Here is a 22,829-nt window from a genome sequence, read left to right on the forward strand (position 1 = left end):
GGTTCAGCACAGCCATGGACACGTCCGGGGTAGGAACGCGAATAGCGTTACCAGTCAGCTTGCCCTCGAACTCCGGAACGGCCTTGGACACGGCCTTTGCAGCGCCGGTCTCCGTCAGAACCATGTTGAGGCCAGCTGCGCGGCCGCGGCGATCGCCCTTGTGGAAGTTATCGATCAGGTTCTGGTCGTTGGTGAAAGAGTGCGCGGTCTCCACATGACCGTGGACAACGCCGTAACGGTCGTTGATGACCTTGAGAACAGGGGTGATGCCGTTGGTGGTGCAGGATGCAGCCGAGATGATCTTGTCGGAGTCCTCGATGGTGTCGTGGTTGATGCCGTAGACGATGTTCTTCAGGTCACCCTTGCCCGGTGCGGTCAGCAGGACGCGGGAGATACCCTTGGATTCCAGGTGCTGCTCCAGGCCCTTGCGGTCGCGCCATACACCAGTGTTGTCCACGAGGACGGCGTTGTCGATGCCGTAGGAGGTGTAATCGATGTCGGTTGGGTCGTTGGCGTAGATCATCTGAATCTTGGTGCCGTTTGCCCAGATGACCTCGTTCTCTTCGTCCACACCGATGGTGCCGTTGAAAGCACCGTGGACGGAGTCACGGCGCAGCAGAGAGGCGCGCTTGAAGATGTCGCCGTCGCCCTTCTTGCGGACCACAATTGCGCGCAGGCGAACGCCACCGTAAGCAGCCTCACGAGCGATCAGGATGCGGGCCAGCAGACGGCCGATGCGGCCGAAGCCATAAAGCACAACGTCGGTGCACTCCTTGTCCACAGCAGCGCCAACCAGGTCAACGAGCTCCTGCTCGAGGTAGTTGCGCAGGCTGGTGGAGTTGGACTCAGCGTAGCCAGATGCCAGGCGGCCCAAGTCGATGGAGGCAGTGCCGAGGTTCATGTCGCACAGTTCCTTCAGGATGGGAAGGGTCTCTGCGGTAGACAATTCGCGGTTCGCGATACGGCGAGCGTAGCGGTGAGCCTTCATGATGTCGATGTCCGTCACGCCACTCAAGACGCGACCGTAGATGGTGGTCACGACATTGTTGGTGCGGTGCAGTTGGTGGATGAGCGGAATCATCTCCTGAGCAAGCTCGAGACGTTCGTTCCAGTCAGCGTGTCCAACCTGTGCGTTCGCAGTCACGTGTTCTTTTCCTTTACTCGTCATGGGGGTAAACCAACATTCAACCGTAAATATTAACTGTTATGAGTGCCCGTTTGGGCATAGATGGTGCAGGATCTCCGCCACACTACCCCCGTTGATTTTCTCAACCTCTTCTCCCACGAGGCAATAGCCCACCGCCGGGTCCTTTTGGGCACGCCGCGGCTTCAACATCGAATTGAGATAGGGGTAAAGCGGAGAAAGCTGCGGGTTGCTTCGTGTAAATTCCGTTTCCAATCCACGCGCATAACGCCCGGAAAAGGCACGCGTAGAAACGCTCCTCCCGCCACGCGCAAGAAGCTTACGGTTAACCGGCGAAGTGCCCGCTTCCGACGCCAAAAGGAAGGCCGAGCCACAGCTCACCGCAACCACCCCCGGCCAGGCCAACGCTCGTTCGACATCCGCGGAGCTGCGCATGCCACCGGCGGCGATGAGAGGAATGGGGGCGTCGCCAAGCGCGGCGTGCACAGCGAACACGAGCTCCTCCAGCGGCCGCCAATCAGGTTCTGCCTCCGCATCCCACACGCCGCGATGGCCGCCTGCCTCGGGGCCCTGCACGCACAACGCGTCGACGCCGCGGCGCGCCGCCTCCACTGCCTCGGCCGGGGTGGTCACCGTGGTCCACGCCTCTGCCCCAGCGGCGTGAATGCACGTGATTTCCTCCTCCGTAAACGTCCCGAACATCGACCACAGCACCGCAGCGCCCGCGTCGAGCGCCATGTTCAGTTTCTCCGTCCAGCCGAATTCCAGGTCCGCCTCCAGCACCGAAACGCCCAGCTCCTGTGCCATAGCACTCACCGCCTCCATATTGGCTGGGCTTAGCGGTTCCTGCGCGTGAAAAAGGTTAACGCCGAAGCGGTGTCCCCGGCACGCCTCGATCTGCTCTTGAGCAGCGCTTAACGACGCCGTCCCCAGCGCCAACGCACCAAAGGAGCCGTTGTGCTCTGCAGCAATGACGCTGTCAGGCGTGGTGGGGCCACCCGCCATGGGGGCGGGAAGTACTCTGATTTTTAGGCTTTTTAGAATGGCGCTCATAGCGTCCACCTTAGATCTCGACCAATTGTGAGGGCATATGACTGCTTCTGCTTCATCTTCTGCTGACTCTTCCGCGGGCAGCTTCTTCGCGCGGCTCGTGTCGCGGCTTTTCGGGTCCTCCGTTAAGGAAACGGGGGCGTCGTCAATGGCGGCTCTCGAGGCTGCAGACCTCGACGCCGAATGGCTCGTGGTGGGCTTAGGCAATCCGGGCGCCAAGTACGCAGCCACCCGCCATAACGTGGGATACATGGCCGTCGACGATTTGCTGGCGGAATCCGGGGAACTCTTGCAGCCGGTGGCCGGCCACTCCCTCACCGCCGCACCGTTGAATGTTGCAGACACGCCGGTTCTTGTGGTGCGCTCGGCGACGTTTATGAACTTGTCCGGCGATCCTATTGCTCCCTTGGCGCAGCAGTTGGGCATTCCGGCTGAGCGGGTCCTCGTTATCCATGACGAGCTGGATCTGCCGCCGAACAAGATTCGAATCAAGGTTGGAGGTAATGAAAACGGCCACAACGGGCTGAAATCGCTGACGGAGCGGCTGGGTACTCGCGACTATCCTCGTGTGCGCATCGGCATTGGCCGCCCGCCCAAGGGTTCTTCGATTCCTGATTACGTTTTGGGTCCGATCGACGCGGACGCAGGTTTCGACGCCGCGATCGAGACGGCTGCCGACGCCGTGCGCCTCATCGTAAGTTCTGGGATCCAAAGCGCACAGAATGAGATTCATTCCCGCAAGTAACCCACCACGCGGACCTGTTTACGCCTAAACTAAATTTTCATGAGCCACGCCCCACACGAACCGCAGACCATAGTCATTACTGGCGCTTCCGATGGCATCGGTGCCGCAGCCGCGCGCACCCTGCGTGCGAAGCGCCCACAAGACACATTGGTGCTGGTGGGGCGTAATCCGGACAAAACTCGCGCGGTAGCCGAAAGCGTGGGCGCGAGCTACCACGTAGCGGATTTTGAATCCCTCGGGCAGGTGCGGCGCTTGGCGGACGAACTCGGCGAACTTGAGGAAATTCACGCACTGGGTAACAACGCCGGGGGCATTTTTGACGGCCCCTTCACCACCGCCGATGGTTTCGAACGCACGTGGCAGGTCAACGTCGTGGCTCCATTTTTGTTGACCTCACTGCTGCGGGACAAGCTCCGCAAGACCGACGCCACCATCGTGCAGACTGCATCCGTGGCTAATCTCTTGATGTCTGCCTTCGACCCAGGTGACCCAAATACCTTCCAGAAATTCACCGCCGAGCGTGCCTACGGCAACGCGAAGTTGGGGGACATCCTGCTCACCAGCTACTTGCACAACCACGACATGACCTCCGTGGCCTTCCACCCCGGTGTCCTAGCCACCAATTTTGCGCGCACTTCTCATAGCCGGACTCGGAAGTTCTATTCCGGCGCACTGTCCAAGAGCTTTGGTAGAGCGGAGGAAGGCGGCGACAATCTAGCGTATTTCCTCACCGGCACGCCGGGGATTCACTTCGAGTCCGGCGAGTACTACAACAGCAAACGCAAGCTGGGTCTGCGGCGCCCGATGGCTAAGAAGCCGGCCGTGGCCCGCCGCATCTTCGATGATTTGGGCGAGCAGTTGGGTGTTAGTTGGGACTAGCCGTGCGTCTGTGGTGGCGCAATTCAGGGGCCGACGCAAAGGGCAGCTAAACTAGCCCGCATGAGTATTGCCTCCGAAGCCACCCGCCGCCGCACGTTTGCCGTCATCGCCCACCCGGACGCCGGTAAGTCCACATTGACTGAGGCGTTGGCGCTACACGCGCACATTATTAATGAAGCCGGTGCGGTGCACGGCAAGGGCAACCGCAAGGCCACTGTCTCCGATTGGATGGAGATGGAAAAGGACCGCGGTATTTCGGTAGCTTCCTCCGCGCTGCAGTTTGAGTACGCGCCGGAGAACCATGAGGGCGAGCCCTTCATGATCAACCTCGTTGACACCCCAGGTCACGCGGATTTCTCGGAGGATACCTACCGCGTTCTCACGGCCGTGGATGCCGCGGTCATGCTTATCGACGCCGCCAAGGGCCTCGAGCCCCAAACCCTCAAGCTCTTCCGCGTGTGCAAGGCCCGCGGATTGCCGATCATTACGGTTATCAACAAGTGGGACCGCGTGGGCCGCGAGCCGCTGGAGCTGGTCGATGAAATCGTCAACGAGATTCAGCTGCAGCCGACTCCCCTGTACTGGCCGGTAGGCATCGCTGGCGACTTCCGCGGCTTGGCGCACATCAATGAGGACGGCGAGGCGGATAACTACATCCACTTCATCCGTACTGCTGGTGGTTCCACCATCGCGCCGGAGGAGTACTACGACCCAGAAGCAGCGCTTGAACGCGAGGGCGCTAACTGGGAGACCGCTGTCGAGGAGGCAGAGCTCCTGGCTGCCGACGGCGCCCTGCACGATCAAGAGCTCTTCGAGCAGTGCGTCACTTCCCCGCTCATCTTCGCATCCGCGATGCTCAATTTTGGCGTGCACCAGATTCTGGACACTCTGTGCGCCATCGCCCCAGCGCCGCGTTCGCGCGATTCCGATCCGAAGGCCATCGAGGCAGCCGGCTCTGGCGGCGCGGCGGCAATCGACGAGACGCGTGAGATCACCGATGACTTCTCAGGTGTCATCTTCAAGGTGCAGGCAGGCATGGACCGCAAGCACCGCGATAACCTCGCGTTTATGCGCGTGGTCTCCGGTGAGTTCGAGCGTGGCATGCAGGTCAGCCACGCCCAGTCGGGCCGCAGCTTCTCCACGAAGTACGCGCTGACCGTCTTCGGACGCGCCCGCGACACAGTGGACAGTGCCTTCCCTGGCGACATTGTTGGCTTGGTCAACGCTGGTTCCTTGGCGCCTGGCGATACCATCTACGCCGGCAAGAAGGTTCAGTTCAAGCCGATGCCGCAGTTCGCCCCGGAGGCCTTCCGCATTTTGCGCGCGAAGTCTTTGGGCGATTACAAGGCGTTCCGTAAGGGACTCGACCAGCTGGCGGCCGAGGGCGTCGTCCAGATCCTGCGCAACGAAACCCGTGGCGACGCCGCGCCTGTCATGGCTGCGGTGGGTCCCATGCAGTTCGAGGTCATGCAGGCCCGCATGGAGGTCGAGTACAACGTGGAGACGGTCACCGAGCCCATCCCCTACTCCGTCGCCCGCCGCACCGACGCCGAGTCCGCGCCGGAGCTCGGCCGCCAGCGTGGCGTGGAAATTTTCACCCGCACTGACGGCGAGCTCATCGCTCTCTTCGGCGACAAGTGGAAGCTCGCCTTCGTGGAGAAGGAGCACCCGGAGCTGACAATTGAACCGCTCGTCGCGGACTAACCTGCGGCGCAGAAGATTTTCGTTTCAGGCCGAGGAAGCCCCACAAAGTCGCATGGATTGGGGCTTCCCCGGCCTGAAGTGTCAATAACCCACCGCGCTCGTTACCCAGCGAGCATCTTTTAGGACAAGCCGGGAATCACGATGTTGAGTCCCAGCATGATGGCCAACGTCGCGAGCGGGATGATGATGGTCACGACGGCCGCGTCCTTGTAGGACAGGCGATGGGTCATGCCGCAGACCATGAGCATGGTGAGCACCGCACCGTTGTGCGGCAGCGAGTCGAAGCTCACGGAGGCCATGGCTGTCACGCGGTGCATAAGCTCGAGGCTGATCCCCTGCTCCGTGGCCAGTTGCGCGAGCTGTTCGCCGAGGGTTTCCATCGTGATGGACAGACCGCCGGAAGACGAGCCGGTGATGCCGGAGATGACCCCGGTGGACACGGTGGAGACCACGAGCGCGTTATCCGCGATGGCGAGCATGTTGTTCTTGATGACGGCAAAGACGGCCAGCGCCGCGATGACGGCACCGTAGCCCACCTCAGACGCGGTGGTAAAACACGGGAGGATGGCGTTCTTCGCGCCTTCGGATAGCTCCTTAAGCGAGGTGCTCACGCGCGAGGGGAACATCGCGATGATGACCACGACGGCGAGCGCCAGGGCGATGGTCGGCGACCAGATGCCGAGCAGCGCTGTGAGAGAGGTCTCGCCGTATTTTTCTCGGGCAAGGTAGTCAGCGGTCCAGGACTTGGAGAAGAAGTAGACAATCGCGAAGTTCACCACGATGACCACGAGAATGGGCAGCAGACCCAACATGCCTTGGACCTTGACGGACGGTTCCTTGATACCCAGTGGCGCGTGGGTGGTCAGATGACCGCCGGAATTGGTGTCGAAGGACTCGCCGCCGATGTCAACGGAGGCTTCGTCGCCAGTATCGCCGATGCCCTCGGGTGTTGGGATGACGTTGCCCTTTGCGTCGATGGGCTCGAAGCGCTCGCCGCCGCGCTGGAGTTGCTTGATGCGGAACTCGAGCCAGGCCATTCCAGCCACCAGCATGAGGAGGGCCGAGAGGATGCCGAACACCGGCGCGGCGTACGTATTCGTGCCGAAGTAGCTCGTCGGAATGGCGTTGTGGATCTGTGGGGAGCCCGGCAACGCGGCGAGCGCGAAGGTGATGGTGCCCAGCGCGATGGCGCCGGGCATAAGCCGCTTGGGGATGCCGGTTTCTTTAAAGAGCGCGGTCGCAATCGGCACGATGGTAAAGGCCACGACCCACGCGGAGACGCCGCCGTAGGTAAGCAGCGCGGTGGCGATAACGGTGGAGAGCATCGCGCGTTTCGGCCCGAAGAGCGCGGTGATACCGCGGGCGAGGTAGCGTGCCAGGCCTGTCGAGGTCATGAGGTAGCCAAAGATCGCGCCGAAGAGGAAGAGCGGGAAATACTTCCCGATGAACCCAGCGAGCGTCGGCATGAAGATCTGGGTGTACGTGCCCATGACCGGTTCGCGGGCAAAGAGCACCGCAATGAGCGCGGCGGCGGGGCCGACGACGACCACGGAGTGGCCGCGATAAGCGAAGACGACAAGGAATATGAGTGAGAGGACCACGCCTATGAGCGAGATGACCATCGAAAGAACCTTCCTAGAAAAGCATCGTGCGCCCGCGGGGCGGGCGCTACGATAAGCGACATGGATACAGGCCCGGCACAGGAGCCGAACGAGGTAAAGCCGAGCGCGCGGGAGCGGATTTTGGAATGCTCGCGCGTGCTCTTTAGCGAGCACACGTTCGCGCAGGTCTCGCTCAAAGACATCGCGGAGGCCGCGGGCGTGTCCGTGGCGCTCGTGGTCAAGCACTTTGGTAACAAGGACAGCCTCTTCGAGGCCACCGTGGATTTCACGGCTTCTTCAGCCGCGCTGTTTGCCGGACCGTTTGGCGAGCTCGGGCGGACCGCGGTCATCGAAACGCTCACGGCCCCGCACAATGCGCCCTACTCGATGGCGCGGACCATCTCCGTGGCCGCGGGTGCGCCGGAGAGCCTCAACGCGATTGGCAAGCGCATCAAGTCAGACCTGCTGCAAGTACTCGCCCAGCGCATCCGGGACGAGGCCCCGCACCCGAGTCCCTCGCCGGAGCTGCGGGCGCAGTCGGCGGTGGCACTGCTCATGGGTTTGAGCTTCATGCGCCGCTTCGGGGATACGGAATTCGAGGCCTTCCACACGGACACGCTCATCGAGTACTACGCGCCCGTCCTCCAGGAGATGCTGGACGGGCACTCGCCGGAACGCTGCACGCACCGGCGAGCATGAACTACTTCGCGCGCACGTCGTTGATAATCGCGCCGAAGTCGAGGCCGCCGTGCCCCTCGTCCACGAGCTTGGCGTACTGCTGGGTGGCAATCTTGCCCAGGACGGTATCGGTCTTCGTCTCATCCGCCGCGGCCATGGCGAGCTTCAGATCCTTGAGCATGAGTGCTGCGGCGAAGCCCGGCTTGAAGTCGTTGTCGCCCGGCGAGCCCGGCACGATGTCTGGCACCGGCGCGTTAACGGTGAGCGACCAGGAGCTACCCGTCGCGTTGGAGACCACGTCGTAGAAGGCCTGGTGGTCGAGGCCGAGGCGCTCGCCGAGGACGAGGGCCTCGGACAGGGCAATCTGCTGGATGGCCAGAATCATGTTGTTGCAGGCCTTCACGGCCTGGCCGTTGCCGGTCTGGCCGCAGTGCGTCACAGACTTGCCCATGACCTCAAGTACCGGCTTGACCTTGTCGAAGTCCTCCTTCTCGCCGCCGACCATAAAGGCCAAGGTGCCGTTGGCGGCGCCGGCCATGCCGCCGGAGACTGGGGCGTCGAGGAAGCGGGAGCCGACGGCGGAGACGGCATCGGCAAGCTCGCGGGCTTCGGAAACGGCGATGGTGGAGACATCGACGAAGAGCGGGGCGGTGTCCTCGGCCGCGATGATGGGCTCGAGGACCTGCTTGACCAGGCCGCCGTTAGGCAGGCTGGTGATGACGATGTCAGCGCCTTGGGCGGCCTCCTCAGCCGAAGCGATGATCTCCACGCCGTTGTCCTTGGCGCGCTCGCGGGCCTCCTCCACGACGTCGAAGCCGTGGACCGTGTGGCCTGCCTTGACCAGGTTGGCGGCCATGCCGCCGCCCATGTTGCCCAGGCCGATGAATGCGATGGTGGTCATTGAAATCAGTCCTTTCTTACATGACCGGCATGGTGAACTGCGGGCCGGCGTTCTGGTCATCCGGCCAGCGGGAGGTGACGGTCTTGGTCTTGGTGTAGAAGCGGAAAGCGTCCGGGCCGTGCTGGTTGAGGTCGCCGAAGCCGGAGGCCTTCCAGCCACCGAAGGTGTGGTAAGCGATGGGGACCGGGATAGGGACGTTGACGCCCACCATGCCGACGTTGATGTTCTTGACGAAGTCGCGGGCCGCGCCGCCGTTCTGGGTGAAGATGGCCACGCCGTTGCCGTACATGTGGTCGTTCGGGTAGGAGATGGCTTCCTCGAGGGTCTCCGCGCGGACCATGGAGAGGACCGGGCCGAAAATTTCCTCGGTGTAGATGGACATGTCTGCGGTGACGTTGTCGAAGAAGGAGGGGCCGCAGTAGAAGCCGCCCGCGAGGGACTCGCCCTCGAATTCTTTGCCGGACATGTCGATGTCACGGCCATCGACGACGAGGTCAGCGCCAGCCTCGACGCCCTCGCCGATGAGGCGATTGACGCGGTCACGGGCGTCCGCGGTGACGAGCGGGCCGTAGTCCGCCTCCGGGTCAAGGCAGTGGCCGACCTTGAGGTCCGGGATCTTGCGGATGAGCGCCTCGCGGAGCTTATCCGCGGTCTCCTTGCCCACGGGAACGACAACGGACAGCGCCATGCAGCGCTCGCCGGCCGCGCCGAAGGCGGCACCGGCCAAGGCATCCGCGGTGGCCTCGATGTCCGCGTCCGGTAGAACGATGGCGTGGTTCTTCGCGCCGCCGAAGCACTGGGCGCGCTTGCCGTTGGCCGCGCAACGTTCGTAGATGTAGTTCGCAATCGGGGTGGAACCCACGAAGCCCACGGCCTTGATGGTCGGGTTGTCGAGCAGCGTGTCGACGGCTTCCTTGCCGCCGTGGACAACGTTGAAGACACCGGCCGGGCCGCCGGCCTCGATAAAGAGCTCGGCGAGGCGGACCGGAACCTCCGGGTCGCGCTCGGAGGGCTTGAGGACAAACGCGTTGCCGGAGGCGAGCGCCGGGCCAGCCTTCCACAGCGGGATCATGGCGGGGAAGTTAAACGGCGTAATACCCGCGACGACGCCGAGCGGCTGACGCAGGGAGTAGGTGTCGATGCCGGTGCCGACCTCGGTGGAGTACTCGCCCTTGAGCTGGTGCGGCGCGCCGAGCGCAAACTCGAGGACATCGACGCCGCGCAGGACGTCGCCCTTGGCATCCTCGAAGGTCTTGCCGTGCTGCAGGGAGAGCGTGCGCGCCAGCTCATCCATGTTGGCGTGGATGAGGCGAATCCACTCCATGATGACGCGAACGCGCTTCTGCGGGTTCATCGCCGCCCACTTCGGCTGGGCCTTCTCCGCTTCTGCGACGACGTGGTCGACGTCCGCCGTGTCAGCCAGCGCCACTGCGGCCTGCTCCTGACCGGTGGACGGGTTGAGGACCGGCTGCGTGTTGCCGGTCGTGCCCTCCCAGGCCTCACCGTTGACGTAGTGGTGAATGGTGTACATAGCGGACTCCTTTGCATCCAGATTGGGGTTTCGTTGCCTTTCACCCTAACGAGACACACGTCACAAAACTATCTTTCGCGAGAACTGAACCACTGTTTACCCCTGGAGTGACCCCAGTGTCATGGGATTTCGCCCAAACCCCTGGGGTGAACGCCATTCACTGGCTAGAGTGGGACGGCATGAAGCCCGAAAACAGCAGGTATACAGCCTGGGACGCGGATGTCATCCTCAACGACGGTTCCATCGCGACGCTGCGCGCCGTCCGGGATACGGACCGCGCGGGCCTCGTGGAGTTCTTTGGTCGCGTCTCCGATCACTCCAAGTATCTGCGCTTTTTCGGAACCCACCCCGAGCTCACCAATGAGGACCTGGACCGCTGGCTCGACACGCGCGGCTATGACAAGGTCACCCTCGTCGTCGAGGAGCGCGGGGACATCGTGGCCGTGGCTGGCTACGGGATTGTCGAGTCGCTCCTGCCCGCCCGCGTGGGCGACGTGTCCTTCCTTGTTCAGGACTCCCACCACGGCAAGGGCGTGGGCAATATCCTGCTCGAGCACCTCGCCGAAATCGGCCGCGAGGGCGGCGTCGAACGCTTCTTCGCGGAGATGCTCACCCAAAACCGCCAGATGGCGCAGGTCTTCATCCGCGCGGGCTACTCCGCCAAGCCGGAGCTCGCGGACGGCTACATCAGCGTGGACTTCCGGATTGAACCCAACGCCACCTCCCGCGAGGTCATGGAGCGCCGCGAGCTGCGCGCCGAGTCCAGCTCCATCCGCCGTCTCCTCAATCCCACCCACGTGGCTACCGTCGGCGACGCCCCCGCCACCTTCCACGGCCCGACCAGCTCCCTCGCCCAACTTTCCGATGCCCCCTCCCCCGACGCCGCCACCCCCGGCGGCCTCGTTGTCGCCCCGACCGGCACCGACCCGGGCCCGCTCATGGACGCGGCCTCCGCGGTCCATGCGGCCGGCGTCGTGCTCGTCTCCCGCAGCCAAAACCCAGGCCTCGCGGGAGAGGCCTCCCGCGCCGTCGTTCTCGCCGCCCGCGACCATGGGCTGCGCGCCCTGGGCCCAGCCTCGTTGGGCATCATCAACACGGATCCAGACGTGCGGCTCAACACGACACCCGCGCCGATGCCGCGGGCGGGCCGCACTGGTCTCTTTACCCAGTCCGCGGGCGTCGCGACGCTCACGCTTTCCCACGCGCTCGCCCGCGGAGTCGGCCTATCCACCTTCATCGCGGCCGGCTCCTTCGCGGATGTCACGGGCAACGACGTCATTCAGTTCTGGAGCGACGACGAGCGCACGCAGGTCTGTCTGCTCTCCCTCGACACGGTGGGTAACCCCCGCAAATTCTTCCGCGTGCTGCGTCGCCTCGCCCTAGAAAAGCACGTCGTGGTCTTCCTGCCGTCGCGTGCGCTCCACTCGGCACGCTATACTGCAGCCCCAGACGACGTCGCCGTCACCCAGCCCGCCGCGCCCATCGCGGCCCTCGACGAGGTCATCGAGCAGACCGGCGCCATGGTCGTCACCCGGCGCGACGCCATGTACGACATCGCACAGCTGCTTGCCCGCCAGCCCGTCCCCCAGGGCCCGCGCGTCGCGGTCATCTCCAATTCGGCGGGGCTCACCCGCCAGATGGAAGGCGCCGCCGGTCGCTTCGGCCTGCGCGTCCGCGGCACCACCGTCATGGGCGAGCCCGTCGCCAGCATCCGCGACGCCGTGGCACAGGCTCTCGCGGACCCCGCTGTCGATGCGGTGCTCACCGCCGTCGTGGAAATCGGCGAGTTCATCACCAAGGATGCCCGCGCGCAGCTCACCGAGCTCGCCGCCGGGCCCGCCCTCGAACACGCCACCCCGCTCATCGCCTCCTTCGTGGGCTTCGACCTCCCGTCCGAGGACCACACCGACGAGGAAACCCAAGGCCAGCTGCCTGTCTTCGCCACGTACGCGGACGCGCTCGAAGCACTCGCCACTATCCTCCACAACGAGAAGCGCCGCACGCTCGCCCGCCCCACGCCCGAGGACCAACTGGCAGAACCCGGCGACACCCACGGCACCCGCGCGATCATCGCCGATATCCTCCGTGACTCCCCCACTGGCCGCTGGGCCACGGACGAGGAATGCATGGCCATCCTCGCCGCCTTCGGCATCGACATCGTGCCGTGGACGCCGGCGCCCACCTTGGGTGAAGCCCTCCATGCCGCGGAATCCCACGGCTGGGACGTCGTCCTCAAGTGCACCTCCCCCATCGTGCGCGGCCGCTCCGAGCTGCCCACCGTCCTGCGCCACATCCACACCCCCGAGGCCCTCACCCGCGCCTGGGCCACGCTTACCCAACTCACCCGCGACCTCCACCTCGGCGAGGATCCCGGCGTCCTCGCCCCCGCCATCCAACGCACCGTGCCCGCCGGTGCCTCACTCACCATGCGCGCCATCGAGGATCCCGTCCTCGGCCCCATGGTCTCCGCCGGCATCGCGGGCCTACCTACAGATCTCCTTGGCGACGTGTCGTGGCGCGTCCCGCCCCTGCGCCGCACCGACGCGCTCACCATGCTCAGCGAGCTGCGCGCCGCCCCGCTCCTTGCCGGCTACCAGGGCGCGAAGGCCCCGCAGCTCCACGGCGTCGAAGACGTCCTCATGCGCCTGACCGCTCTCAAAGACGAGCTCGTCCAAGTTGTCGACTGCGAGCTCACGCCCGTCATCGCGGGCCTCGACGGCACAGCTGTCGTCGGTGCGCGCCTGCGCGTGGCTCCCCTCGACGAACAACGCGACCCGCTCGCCCGGGCGCTGCGCTAGGAGACCGCCGTGAAGCCATTGCTCTTCAACGCCGAGGAAATGCGCCGCTACTCCCTCGGCCCTGACCATCCCATGGGCCCGGACCGCGTGCGGCTGGCCCACGAGCTCGCGGACTACTTCCACCTCACCGAGGAATTCGAGGTCGTCGAGCCCGCCGCCGCCACGACCGCCGAGCTCACAGCCGTCCACTCCCCGGACTACATCACCGCCACGCGCCTCGAAGTCCCTGCCCGCCGCTTTGGCCTCGGCACGGAGGACAATCCCATCAGCCACGGTCTGTCCACCGTCGCCGCGAGGATCGCCGGCGCCTCACTCCAGGCTACCCAGGCCGTGTGGGAGGGCCGCGCCCCGCGCGCGCTCAACCTCGCCGGCGGACTTCACCACGCGTTCGCGGATTCCATGTCCGGTTTTTGCATGTACAACGACGCCGCCGTCGCCATCCAGTGGCTCCTCGACCAGGGCGCCACCCGCGTCGCCTACCTCGACCTCGACGCCCACCACGGCGACGGCGTCGAGCGCATCTTCTGGGACGATCCCCGCGTGCTCACTATCTCCGTCCACGAGTCCGGCCTCTACCTCTTCCCCCACAGCGGCTTCGCGCACGACATCGGCGGGCCCGGCGCCGAAGGCACCGCCGTCAATATCGCCTTACCCCGCTCGCCTTCCGATGCCGCCTGGCTCCACGCCGTCCACGCCCTCATCCCCGCACTCCTCAGCCGCTTCCGCCCGCAGCTGCTTATCTCTCAGCATGGCGCCGATCCCCACGCGGCTGACCCGCTCGCCGACCTCGAGGTGAGCATCGACGCCATGGCGCATGCCTACCGCTCCGTTGCGGCGTGGGCCGACCAATACGCCAACGGAAAGTGGGTCGCTCTCGGCGGCGGCGGATACAACCTCGACTCCGTCGCTCGCGCCTGGACGCACGTCACCGCCGCCGTCGCTGGCGTGGACCTCGACCCGGCCGCGCCCATGCCTAAGGGCTGGCACGGCTCGGCGACTCTCGGTGACTTCGGGAGCGCACGCCCGGACTTTACAGAGTTCGACCCGCGCCAGGTTCTCGCCACGCGCCCCGAGCCCGCCGTCGTGCAGACCTCCCGCGCGGTCTTCCCCTACTGGGGGCTTCCCGCCTACGGCTAGGCCGCCGTACCCCGCCACTCCACGGCGAGGATGCTGTGGCGCACCGTATCGTCCAGGGGGCCGTCCGCTTGGAGAACGAGAAATTGAGTTGGATTGTTTACCGTATTTGGTTCACTCCACCAACTCAATTTTAAGTACTCGATCGACCACTTTCCATTCGTCTACCAATCCATCTTCGGTTTCTATCGCTTCTCCGCTAAGCAAACCGTTAAAAATGTATTGGCAATTGAATGTTGCAGTTTCGCCCGATATAGGAATGTCAACTGCAAAAGGCAATATTGAAGGGAGTAGCTTCCGTGGACCATTTCTCACGAGAATCATGATGCGTACGAACTGATTCAACTGGCATGCTCACCGCACCATCTCTCAGAAGTATTGCCATTCGATGAACCAATTCAATCCAATCTCTGGAAATGTCTTCGGCTGAAGGAACGCGGACGCCGAAGGTAACATGTTCTTGAATAGTCGCTAAATCGTTGAGGAAAGCGCCCACTTTCTCTGCATGGTCAATAAATGACGGCTCCAGCATTATCAACTGCGACAGAAGCTGCTTTGGGATAGGTCCAAAACGAGGAGCAACGATCAAACCTCTCGAAAGTTTCACTTTCAAATAGAAGTCAATGACTGCCCGTAACTCTGCCACTAAACAACCCTGAGGCAACTTCATTGAAAGTGTCGTAGTCGTCTGTTCATCGCGAACATCTGTCAGAAGTTCGATATCAAACGCTCCCGAACGATCGCGCAATCTAGTGGAAAACCCGGGAATTCCATCATCATCAGGAACACCGGTACCAATATATTCTCGAACCAGTTCTAGCGAACCGAGCTCATCAAACCCCTCATCGATCTCAACAATCCGGAGCTCCGGCGCATTCGCAAGATTGCCTGCGATCGGGGTTAGAATTATCGCCCCTTCAGCCGCCGAACCGCTAAGTCCTCCCGGGGCGTCAACTTCGATATCCATTACCCCCGACTCGAGGTGTAGCGGTACACCGAATCTCAGAGATTTTTGAATTGCTACATGTTCTGGAGACCCTTGTACCGCCGTTAGCAATGAATGGATTGAAATAGGGCGGAGCTCGGTTGAAAGACTATTTTTAGCAAAAACATTAATGCGAACTAATTGTCCATTAACAACGTGTAACGTCGAAAATACTAATTCTGGCGCCTGTGGTGCGGGAAGCATATCGAAGGCTTCGGGAAACGTAGTGATAAATGGACCAGTTGAGATTCCATAGGTGTAGTGCGGATCCAGCCTATTGAGCTGATCCAAGACGGATGACAGGCTATCGCGAACGTCAACAATTTCCTTGTCAGCACCCTCCGGAATCAAATTGCGCAACTGACCGCGTTTCACGAACGCGTCCGCCATTTCAATCACCGTTTCGCGACTGCCATTGAAATAGTAGTCAGTAATCTCATGATATTTCGCAGCCCAAGCTTCACCTCTCGCCAGCCCGTCCCATACGACGCCCTTCATTCCTAACTGATTTCCCTGATCAATCAACCACTTCAAGGCTTCAGGAGTGGGATCCCACGGCATGACCAGATGCCATTCTTCAACATCCAACTCGCTCCATCGGTCGTCGGCGGAGAGCGTTTTCATGGAATCCAGAATTTGTTTCTTCTGTCCAGCTTTTAGCGGACCAGAGAAGCCTTTCACCTGGTAGACAATGGTTCGTGGATATCGTACGAGGATATCAATTCCACCATCACCTCGTGACGGCGAAATCTTTTCTGCATATTGGTCTTCCGATGCGATAAACATGGCGATCGCATGTTCAATATCTTCGCCGCTATATCTGCTCCATTCAATTCGTCCCATATTTTCCACCTCATCCCAGTTCAGAAAAATTCTTGCTTGGTTCAAGTCTCCTATCTTAAGCCCTGAACTGGGGTTAAGTAGTCTCTCCAGACGCTCTAGCGCGGCGGCATGCGCAGCGCGCCATCCAAACGGATGGTCTCGCCGTTGAGATAGTTGTTTTCCGCCATGGAGATAGCCAGCTGGGCGAACTCCTCGGGCTTGGCCAGTCGTGGGGGGAACTGCACGGTGGCCTCGAGCTGCTGCTTGAACTCGGGCGTGATCTGCTCCATCATCGGCGTCGCCACGACGCCGGGTGCAATCGCGTTGACGCGGATGCCCTGCGACGCGAGGTCGCGCGCAGCCGTAATCGAGAGCGAATGGACCGCACCCTTGGACGCAGCGTACGCGGCCTGGCCTACCTGCCCCTCAAACGCGGCGACGGAGGCGGTATTAATGATGACACCGCGCTGGCCGTCCTCGTCAACCGGCTCGGTCGTGGCCATGGCCTCGGCCGCCGCAGTCATGACGTGGAACGTGCCCATCAAATTGATATTGATGGTCTTCACGAAGAGGTCTGGGTCGTGCGGGCCCTTGCGACCGAAGATGCGCGCTGAGGGGCAGATGCCGGCACAGTTGATGGCGAGACGCAAGGGGGCATCGGCACACTGGGCGGCCTGAACGGCCTCGCGGACGGCGGCGGCGTCGGTGACGTCGACCTCGGCGAACTCCACGCCGTCATACTCCGGGGCACGAAGATCAAAGGCCGTGACGCGCACGCCACGCTGGATAAGCGCCTGAGCCGTCGCGGCGCCAAGGCCGGACGCGCCGCCGGTGACGATGGCAGAAATGTTCTCGAGCTGCATAGTTTCTCCTTAGACGAATGCCGACACACCGGTGACGGCGCGGCCGACGATGAGCGAGTTAATGTCGTAGGTGCCCTCGTAGGTAAAGAGGACCTCCGCGTCCAACATGAACTTGGACAAGTCATACTCGGTGAGGATGCCGTTGCCGCCACCAATATTGCGGCCGGCCGCGGCGGACTCGCGCGCCAAGCGCGTGGTCGTGGCCTTGGCAAGTGCCGCGAACGGCATCTCGAGCAGGCCCTTTTCCTGGACCTCGGCGACCTGCGCCATCATGGCGAGCGAGGCCGTTGCATTGCCGAGAATGCGCGCGAGCTGCTCCTGGACAAGCTGGAACTTCGCGATGGGGCGGCCGAACTGCTCGCGCTTGACGGCGTATTCGCGGGCCTTGTCGAAAATGCCGAGCTGGATACCGGCCCCCTGCCAGCCCACCCACGCGCGGGAGTAGCAGAGGAAGTCGTTGACGTTGGCGAAGGTCTCCGCACCCGGGATCAGGTTCTCGTGCGGGATGACGACATTGTCGTAGTTGATGTCCGCATTCTGCATGATGCGCAGGCCCATCTTGCGGGCAATCTTTTGCGTCGTCACGCCCTCGCGGTTGTGCTCGACGATAAATGCCTTGATGTCGTTGTCCTCTATGTCGCGGGCGAAGCAGATCGAGAAGTCCGCGAAAGTACCCGCGCCGATCCAGCGCTTGGCGCCGTTGATAACCCAGCCATCCGCGGTCTTTTCCGCGGTGGCGGCCAAGCCGCCGGCGATATCAGAGCCGTGGTCCGGTTCAGTGAGCGCGAAGCACCCCACCTTCTCAAACTGGCGCAGGCCCGGCAGCCATTCCTTCTTCTGTGCGTCCGAGCCCAGCTTGTCGATGAGCCCGACCACGAGCTCGTTGTGAATGCCCACGAGCGCCGAGAGCGACACGTCCGCGCGAGTGACCTCCGCGTAGACGAGGCCGCGGTAGAGACGTGAGGTGCCGGAGAGCTCGATCTCGCCGAGGCCGTGCGCGGCCATCGTGGGCAGCAGGTCGAAAGGCAGCTCTTCCCGGTCCCAGAACTCGCCCACCACGGGGCGAATCTCGGTCTGGAGGAACTCGTGGATGGTGGCGAGCTTGGATTGCTCGTCTTCGGGCAGTCGATCCGCGACGCCCAGGATGTCCGCGTGCGGGTATTTGATGCCGGCGAGGTGCGCGCCGAGCGGATGGGAAGAATCAAGAATCGGTGGCATGGGATGCTCCCTAGGTCCGAAGGGATAGTACGATTACATTTAAGATCGTACCGTATGACGTGGTGCACGTCACGGTTTCTGGGCGGAAATTTTCCCCCATGCGTTCCCCGACCTAGAGTTAACGCAGGTAAACCGCGAAACACAGACAGGAATGAGCCCCATGACCGAGAACGCCGCAGCGCTGTCCCCCGCAGCCGCACGCCCGCTCACCGCGCGCCAACGCGAAATTTTTACCGCGCTCCTCACAGACTTCCTGGCCGAGGGTTTCGAGTCCTTCACCATCGACGACGCCACCAAGCGCTACCGCTGCTCCAAGTCCACTATCTACGCCTTGGGCAAAACCCGCGACGCCATCATTCGCCGTGTGCTCGTAAGCTTCTTCAAAGAGATCACCCGCCGCACAGCCCCCGAGGCAAACCGAGCCACGAGCGCCGCCCGCGCACTGGAGGACTACTTCACGGCAATGACCAGCGCACTCGCCCCCGCAAGCACCGCCTTCATGCGCGATCTCGCCACCGAGCCCGTTGCCCAGGAGGTCTACGCCCTCAACACCTCCGGCGCGACACAGACCATCCGCACACTCCTCGAGCGCGGCGTCGCGGCGGGCGAATTTCGCGCCGAATCCGTGGCGTTTACCTCGCTGGTCATCCAGCGCACCATGGCCGATATCCAGCAGGGCACCTACACGGAGGCGCTGCCCCCCGCCACCGCCTATCACGCGTTGGGACAACTCGTCCTCCACGGGATCCTCGAGCGCTAACACGGCTATTTTTATTCGCTGTACTGCGGAAACAAAAATACTTTGAAAATTGCCTAGCCATTACTTCGAATTCGAACTATGGTGAGTTGGGACGCAGGTCACAATTATCTTCCGCTTGGACCCCCGACACTTCTCGAGGAGCATCATGACTACTGTTTCCAGCCCCAGCGTTACCGAGCAGTTCCGCGCCGCCCGCGACCAGCTTGTTTCCGTGCAGACCGATTACGAAGCCGCTCGCGCGAACTTCGAATGGCCGCGCTTCGAGCACTTCAACTTCGCCCTCGATTGGTTTGATCACCTGGGCACCGAGGCCGAGTCGAAGGACCGCGAGGCCCTCGTCATCTGCGAGCAGGACGGTACGTCCACCCGCCGCACCTTCGCCGAGCTCTCCACCCGCTCGAGCCAGCTCGCCAATTGGCTCACAGAGCAGGGCGTCAAGCGCGGCGACCGCGTCATGGTCATGCTCAACAACCAGGTCGAGCTGTGGGAATCCATGCTTGCTTGCATCAAGGCTGGCTTCGTCCTCAATCCCGCCACCGCGATGCTCGGTACGGTTGACCTTCAGGATCGTACCGATCGCGCCGATATCTCGTGGGTCATCGCCAACGGCGAGGATGCCGCCAAGTTCCAGGACGTCACGGGTGAGTTCACCATGATCCAGGTCGGCGACGCCCCGGACGCGCAGTCCAGCCACCCGACGCTACGCTATTCCGATAGCTACTCCGCTTCCGAGACCTACACGCCCACCCAGGAGACCGCCGCGGACGAGACTCTGCTGCTCTATTTCACGTCCGGCACGACGTCCAAGGCCAAGCTCGTGGAGCACACCCACACCTCGTATCCTGTCGGCCATCTCACCACCATGTACTGGATCGGCCTCGAGCCGGGCGACGTCCACTTGAACGTCGCGGCACCCGGCTGGGCTAAGCACGCATGGTCGAATTTCTTTGCGCCGTGGATCGCAGGCGCGACGGTCTTCCTCTACAACTACACGCGCTTCGACGCAGCAGCCCTCATGGACAAGATGGAAGAAGAAGGCGTGACCAGCTTCTGCGCCCCGCCGACCGTGTGGCGCATGCTCGTCCTCGCCGATCTGAACCGCATGAAGACCCCGCCGAAGAAGCTCGTCGCCGCCGGCGAGCCGCTCAACCCGGAACTCATCAACGCCATCGAGAAGGCATGGAAGACCTCCGTGCGCGACGGCTTCGGCCAGACGGAGTCCACCCTCCAGATCGCCAACACCCCGGGCCAGAAGGTCAAAGCCGGTTCCATGGGGCGTCCGCTGCCGGGCTTCGAGGTCGTCCTCATCGACCCTGCCACGGACGAGATTGGCGACACCGGCGAGATCTGCCTCAAGCTCGACCCGCGCCCCGTGGGGCTTACGCCGGGCTACTTCAACTTCCCGGAGAAGAACGAGGAAGTCTTCCGCGACGGTTACTACCACACCGGCGACACGGCCGAGCGCGACGAGGACGGCTACATCTTCTACATCGGCCGTGCCGATGACGTCTTCAAAGCCTCGGACTACCGCCTCTCCCCGTTCGAGCTCGAGTCCGTTGTCATCGAGCACGCCGCCGTGGCCGAGGTCGCTGTCGTCCCCTCCCCGGATCCTATCCGTCTCGCGGTGCCCAAGGCTTACGTCGCACTCGCCCCGGGCTACGAGCCCACGGCCGAGACCGCCGAGGCCATCCTCAAGCACTGCCGCGACGGCCTCGCCCCCTACAAGCGCATTCGTCGCCTGGAGTTCTACGAGCTGCCCAAGACCATCTCCGGTAAGATTCGGCGTGTGGAACTGCGCAAGCGCGAGACCGATATCCACTCCGCCGACGGCGGCGAGACCAAGGCACAGACCGAGTTCGCGGATTCAGACTTCCCGAACCTGAAAGGCTAACTCATGGACAGCATCGCGGAGGGCCGCCGGCAATGGGAGAAGCACTATGCTGCCGATGCCGCCTTAGGCCTCACCGCGATTTCCTCCGCCGCCCGCGCCGCGCACGTCTTGCGCGCGGGCGCGGAGGACGCGCTCGCGCCGTTCGGCGTGAGCTTTGCTCACTTTGAGCTCCTCACTCTCCTCATGTGGTCACGCTCCGGCGCGCTGCCCATGTCGAAAATCAGCACCCGGCTCCACATGCCGCCAGCCTCTCTCACCCACACCGTCCGCCGTCTCGAAGGCCAAGGCCTCGTTGCCCGCGTGACGGACGAGAAGGACAAGCGATCGACGTTGCTCACCATCACAGACCAGGGCATCGCGCTCGCCAGCGCCGCCGGCCCCGTCCTCAGCGACTACTGCGCCAGCCTCGACCAGGACGCCGCCGCCGAGCTTGTCGATGCCGCCGCGATCTTCCGACGCGCCGCCGGCGACGACGTCGAATAACCTCGGCACACACACGAACATCCCACCGGTCCTCACATGAACCGGCGGGATTTTTGTTGCCTCACCAGGCCTTGTGGTCACATCAGGGCCAATGAAAGCAGTTTAATTTCTCGGTATTCTAGGCAGCGAGCGCGCAAGCGCTCCCCTTCTGACGGTGCTGTCAACCGGGTTCACACAGGGTCTACACCGCCACATATGGGGGTCGGGGGCCAACTGCCATCGCCAGCGCTGAGGCGTTGGGGTCCGCCTACGTGATGGAGGGAGGTAAGAGGACACATATCCGCTTCTTCGTCTGAACCACCCAAGGGCGACAAGAATTAGAAGAAGACCTTAACCGCAATTGTTACCGAAATCGCGACCAAGGCCCTCGGGACGCTGGCAGCCAACTACTTGCGCGATGCTATCGCAGCAGGGGGAACTGGCTGACTAGCTAGTCTCACTGAAAGCCTCAGGGTCGTTGCGGGTTCTGGGGCTTTCCGCTGTTGTGGCGCGACAATCCGCCGTGTTTTAGGAGTGCGTGAAGTTGGCGTCGCGCTTCTCGGTGAAGGCGGCCATACCTTCCTTTTGGTCGTTGGAGGAGAAGATGGAGTGGAAGGTGCGGCGCTCGAAGAGGAGGCCCTGTGCGAGGGTCGTCTCGTAGGCGGCGTTGACCTGCTCCTTAATCATAGTCGTCGCAATAAGCGACTTGGACGCGATGGTCGCGGCGGTCTTCAGCGCCTCGTCGAGGAGCTCTCCTGCGGGGATGACGCGGGAGACGAGCCCGGAGCGCTCGGCTTCCTCGGCGTCCATCATGCGGCCGGTGAGGCACAAGTCCATGGACTTCGCCTTGCCCACGGCGCGCGTGAGACGCTGGGAGCCGCCCATGCCCGGGGTAACGCCGAGGTTGACCTCGGGCTGGCCGAACTTGGCGCGGTCGCCGGCGATGATGAAGTCACACATCATGGCCAGCTCGCAGCCACCGCCGAGCGCATAGCCGTTGACGGCCGCGATGATCGGTGTACGCGCACGAGTAAGATTTTCCCAGTCCGCGAACCAGTTGGTCGAGTACATCTCGGTCGCGCCGCGCGGCGCCATCTCCTTGATGTCGGCGCCGGCGGCGAAGGCCTTCTCGGAGCCGGTGATGACGATAGCCCCGATGTTCTCGTCCGCGTCGAACTCAGCGACGGCGGCGGTCACCTCCTCCATCGTGGCCTTGTTGAGCGCGTTGAGCGCCTCGGGACGGTTGAGCGTGATGAGCGCGACGCGGTCGCGGGTCTCGGTGAGGATGGCCATGGTGTCTCCTTCTGTCGTGCGTTAAACGTTTTGGGTGAAATCCGGCGGTGCAATGCCGTCGATGGGGGCGAAGAGGGCGCCCACGTCGCTCGGCACGTCCACGATCGTTGCGTACTTCCAGTGCGGGGTGCGGTCCTTGTCGATGATTTGGGCGCGGATGCCCTCGGCAAACTCGGGGTGGCGCTGCATATTGAGCGACATCCAGAATTCCTGCGTGAGCACGTCCGCGAGGCTGTGATGCGCCGCGCGCTCCAGGCCCTCCTCGGTCACGCGGATGCCCAGCGGCGAGTTGCGGCGAATGCGCTTGGCGGCCTTCGCGGCCCAGTGCTCCTCGCCGTGCTCGGCGGCCAGCGCGTCGAGTCGCTCGAGC

General features: G+C 63.0%; 19 protein-coding genes. 9 read left to right on the top strand and 10 right to left on the bottom strand.

What is annotated here, in order from left to right; translation table 11 throughout:
• Both HMPREF0308_RS06840 and HMPREF0308_RS06845 read right to left on the bottom strand, forming a co-directional pair.
• Positions 1–1,144: glyceraldehyde-3-phosphate dehydrogenase (locus tag HMPREF0308_RS06840; RefSeq protein WP_034657180.1), on the bottom strand; the 1,144-nt coding region annotated here is incomplete at its 3' end.
• Positions 1,145–1,204: 60 nt separating this feature from the next.
• Entirely contained in the window at positions 1,205–2,197 is a 993-nt protein-coding gene (locus HMPREF0308_RS06845) for a nitronate monooxygenase (protein WP_005530038.1), read from the bottom strand.
• Positions 2,198–2,234: 37 nt separating this feature from the next.
• Between HMPREF0308_RS06845 and pth the strand changes: the two genes are divergently transcribed.
• Genes pth through HMPREF0308_RS06860 form a run of 3 tightly spaced genes read left to right on the top strand, consistent with a single transcriptional unit; the run spans position 2,235 to position 5,522 of the window.
• Complete coding sequence (gene pth, locus HMPREF0308_RS06850; protein WP_050765426.1) at positions 2,235–2,939, top strand: aminoacyl-tRNA hydrolase; 705 nt, start codon at positions 2,235–2,237, stop codon at positions 2,937–2,939.
• Between the two features lie 39 nt (positions 2,940–2,978).
• Positions 2,979–3,818: an SDR family NAD(P)-dependent oxidoreductase gene (locus tag HMPREF0308_RS06855; protein WP_005530041.1), complete on the top strand. Its 840-nt coding sequence runs from the start codon at positions 2,979–2,981 to the stop codon at positions 3,816–3,818.
• 60 nt (positions 3,819–3,878) lie between these two features.
• Positions 3,879–5,522, top strand: coding sequence for a peptide chain release factor 3 (locus HMPREF0308_RS06860; protein ID WP_005530043.1), 1,644 nt, complete (start codon positions 3,879–3,881; stop codon positions 5,520–5,522).
• A 119-nt stretch (positions 5,523–5,641) separates the two neighbouring features.
• Here the strand turns inward: HMPREF0308_RS06860 and HMPREF0308_RS06865 are convergent, their stop codons facing one another.
• Positions 5,642–7,144 carry a GntP family permease gene (locus tag HMPREF0308_RS06865; RefSeq protein ID WP_005530045.1) on the bottom strand — a complete coding sequence of 501 codons (1,503 nt, stop codon included), beginning with the start codon at positions 7,142–7,144 and terminating at the stop codon, positions 5,642–5,644.
• Positions 7,145–7,204: 60 nt separating this feature from the next.
• Here HMPREF0308_RS06865 and HMPREF0308_RS06870 point away from each other — a divergent pair, with 60 nt between their 5' ends.
• The gene (locus tag HMPREF0308_RS06870) at positions 7,205–7,822 is read left to right on the top strand and encodes a TetR/AcrR family transcriptional regulator (RefSeq protein WP_005530047.1); all 618 of its coding nucleotides are present in this window, start codon (positions 7,205–7,207) and stop codon (positions 7,820–7,822) included.
• Between the two features lies 1 nt (position 7,823).
• Here HMPREF0308_RS06870 and mmsB read toward each other — a convergent pair whose 3' ends face one another.
• Positions 7,824–8,702, bottom strand: coding sequence for a 3-hydroxyisobutyrate dehydrogenase (gene mmsB / locus HMPREF0308_RS06875; protein WP_005530049.1), 879 nt, complete (start codon positions 8,700–8,702; stop codon positions 7,824–7,826).
• Between the two features lie 16 nt (positions 8,703–8,718).
• The gene (locus tag HMPREF0308_RS06880; protein WP_005530051.1) at positions 8,719–10,233 is read right to left on the bottom strand and encodes a CoA-acylating methylmalonate-semialdehyde dehydrogenase; all 1,515 of its coding nucleotides are present in this window, start codon (positions 10,231–10,233) and stop codon (positions 8,719–8,721) included.
• Positions 10,234–10,412: 179 nt separating this feature from the next.
• Here HMPREF0308_RS06880 and HMPREF0308_RS06885 point away from each other — a divergent pair, with 179 nt between their 5' ends.
• Positions 10,413–13,031 (top strand): GNAT family N-acetyltransferase, encoded by a 2,619-nt coding sequence (locus HMPREF0308_RS06885; protein WP_034657223.1) that lies wholly within the window; start codon positions 10,413–10,415, stop codon positions 13,029–13,031.
• A gap of 9 nt (positions 13,032–13,040) precedes the next feature.
• The gene (locus HMPREF0308_RS06890) at positions 13,041–14,168 is read left to right on the top strand and encodes an acetoin utilization protein AcuC (RefSeq protein ID WP_005530055.1); all 1,128 of its coding nucleotides are present in this window, start codon (positions 13,041–13,043) and stop codon (positions 14,166–14,168) included.
• A gap of 259 nt (positions 14,169–14,427) precedes the next feature.
• Here the strand turns inward: HMPREF0308_RS06890 and HMPREF0308_RS06895 are convergent, their stop codons facing one another.
• From HMPREF0308_RS06895 to HMPREF0308_RS06905, 3 genes are read right to left on the bottom strand one after another with little or no spacing between them, the layout of a single operon-like run.
• Positions 14,428–16,038, bottom strand: coding sequence for a hypothetical protein (locus HMPREF0308_RS06895; protein WP_005530057.1), 1,611 nt, complete (start codon positions 16,036–16,038; stop codon positions 14,428–14,430).
• A gap of 50 nt (positions 16,039–16,088) precedes the next feature.
• Entirely contained in the window at positions 16,089–16,835 is a 747-nt protein-coding gene (locus HMPREF0308_RS06900) for an SDR family NAD(P)-dependent oxidoreductase (RefSeq protein WP_005530059.1), read from the bottom strand.
• Positions 16,836–16,844: 9 nt separating this feature from the next.
• A complete protein-coding gene (locus HMPREF0308_RS06905) occupies positions 16,845–18,053 on the bottom strand; it encodes an acyl-CoA dehydrogenase family protein (RefSeq protein WP_005530061.1) in 1,209 nt (402 codons plus the stop codon).
• A gap of 151 nt (positions 18,054–18,204) precedes the next feature.
• On the opposite strand from HMPREF0308_RS06905, the gene HMPREF0308_RS06910 reads away from it, so the two are divergent.
• From HMPREF0308_RS06910 to HMPREF0308_RS06920, 3 genes are all read left to right on the top strand, one after another.
• Positions 18,205–18,813: a TetR/AcrR family transcriptional regulator gene (locus HMPREF0308_RS06910; protein WP_005530063.1), complete on the top strand. Its 609-nt coding sequence runs from the start codon at positions 18,205–18,207 to the stop codon at positions 18,811–18,813.
• Between the two features lie 145 nt (positions 18,814–18,958).
• On the top strand, positions 18,959–20,704 hold the full coding sequence (locus HMPREF0308_RS06915) for an AMP-binding protein (protein WP_005530065.1): 1,746 nt from the start codon (positions 18,959–18,961) through the stop codon (positions 20,702–20,704).
• A 3-nt stretch (positions 20,705–20,707) separates the two neighbouring features.
• Positions 20,708–21,187 (top strand): MarR family transcriptional regulator, encoded by a 480-nt coding sequence (locus tag HMPREF0308_RS06920; protein WP_005530067.1) that lies wholly within the window; start codon positions 20,708–20,710, stop codon positions 21,185–21,187.
• A gap of 507 nt (positions 21,188–21,694) precedes the next feature.
• On the opposite strand, the gene HMPREF0308_RS06925 is transcribed toward HMPREF0308_RS06920, so the two are convergent.
• Both HMPREF0308_RS06925 and HMPREF0308_RS06930 read right to left on the bottom strand, forming a co-directional pair.
• The gene (locus tag HMPREF0308_RS06925; protein ID WP_005530068.1) at positions 21,695–22,459 is read right to left on the bottom strand and encodes an enoyl-CoA hydratase; all 765 of its coding nucleotides are present in this window, start codon (positions 22,457–22,459) and stop codon (positions 21,695–21,697) included.
• Positions 22,460–22,480: 21 nt separating this feature from the next.
• Positions 22,481–22,829 (bottom strand): enoyl-CoA hydratase/isomerase family protein (locus tag HMPREF0308_RS06930; RefSeq protein ID WP_005530069.1); only part of this gene is annotated, 349 nt, incomplete at its 5' end.

Source organism: Corynebacterium striatum ATCC 6940 (genome assembly GCF_000159135.1).
In the GTDB taxonomy this organism is placed as follows: domain Bacteria; phylum Actinomycetota; class Actinomycetes; order Mycobacteriales; family Mycobacteriaceae; genus Corynebacterium; species Corynebacterium striatum.

Coding starts and splice junctions, on each gene's coding strand:
- HMPREF0308_RS06925 (WP_005530068.1), bottom strand. CDS start 22,459: ATGGCCATCCTCACCGAGACCCGCGACCGCGTCGCGCTCATCACGCTC.
- mmsB (WP_005530049.1), bottom strand. CDS start 8,702: ATGACCACCATCGCATTCATCGGCCTGGGCAACATGGGCGGCGGCATG.
- HMPREF0308_RS06880 (WP_005530051.1), bottom strand. CDS start 10,233: ATGTACACCATTCACCACTACGTCAACGGTGAGGCCTGGGAGGGCACG.
- HMPREF0308_RS06885 (WP_034657223.1), top strand. CDS start 10,413: ATGAAGCCCGAAAACAGCAGGTATACAGCCTGGGACGCGGATGTCATC.
- pth (WP_050765426.1), top strand. CDS start 2,235: ATGACTGCTTCTGCTTCATCTTCTGCTGACTCTTCCGCGGGCAGCTTC.
- HMPREF0308_RS06920 (WP_005530067.1), top strand. CDS start 20,708: ATGGACAGCATCGCGGAGGGCCGCCGGCAATGGGAGAAGCACTATGCT.
- HMPREF0308_RS06905 (WP_005530061.1), bottom strand. CDS start 18,053: ATGCCACCGATTCTTGATTCTTCCCATCCGCTCGGCGCGCACCTCGCC.
- HMPREF0308_RS06865 (WP_005530045.1), bottom strand. CDS start 7,144: ATGGTCATCTCGCTCATAGGCGTGGTCCTCTCACTCATATTCCTTGTC.
- HMPREF0308_RS06870 (WP_005530047.1), top strand. CDS start 7,205: ATGGATACAGGCCCGGCACAGGAGCCGAACGAGGTAAAGCCGAGCGCG.
- HMPREF0308_RS06855 (WP_005530041.1), top strand. CDS start 2,979: ATGAGCCACGCCCCACACGAACCGCAGACCATAGTCATTACTGGCGCT.
- HMPREF0308_RS06910 (WP_005530063.1), top strand. CDS start 18,205: ATGAGCCCCATGACCGAGAACGCCGCAGCGCTGTCCCCCGCAGCCGCA.
- HMPREF0308_RS06915 (WP_005530065.1), top strand. CDS start 18,959: ATGACTACTGTTTCCAGCCCCAGCGTTACCGAGCAGTTCCGCGCCGCC.
- HMPREF0308_RS06860 (WP_005530043.1), top strand. CDS start 3,879: ATGAGTATTGCCTCCGAAGCCACCCGCCGCCGCACGTTTGCCGTCATC.
- HMPREF0308_RS06900 (WP_005530059.1), bottom strand. CDS start 16,835: ATGCAGCTCGAGAACATTTCTGCCATCGTCACCGGCGGCGCGTCCGGC.
- HMPREF0308_RS06845 (WP_005530038.1), bottom strand. CDS start 2,197: ATGAGCGCCATTCTAAAAAGCCTAAAAATCAGAGTACTTCCCGCCCCC.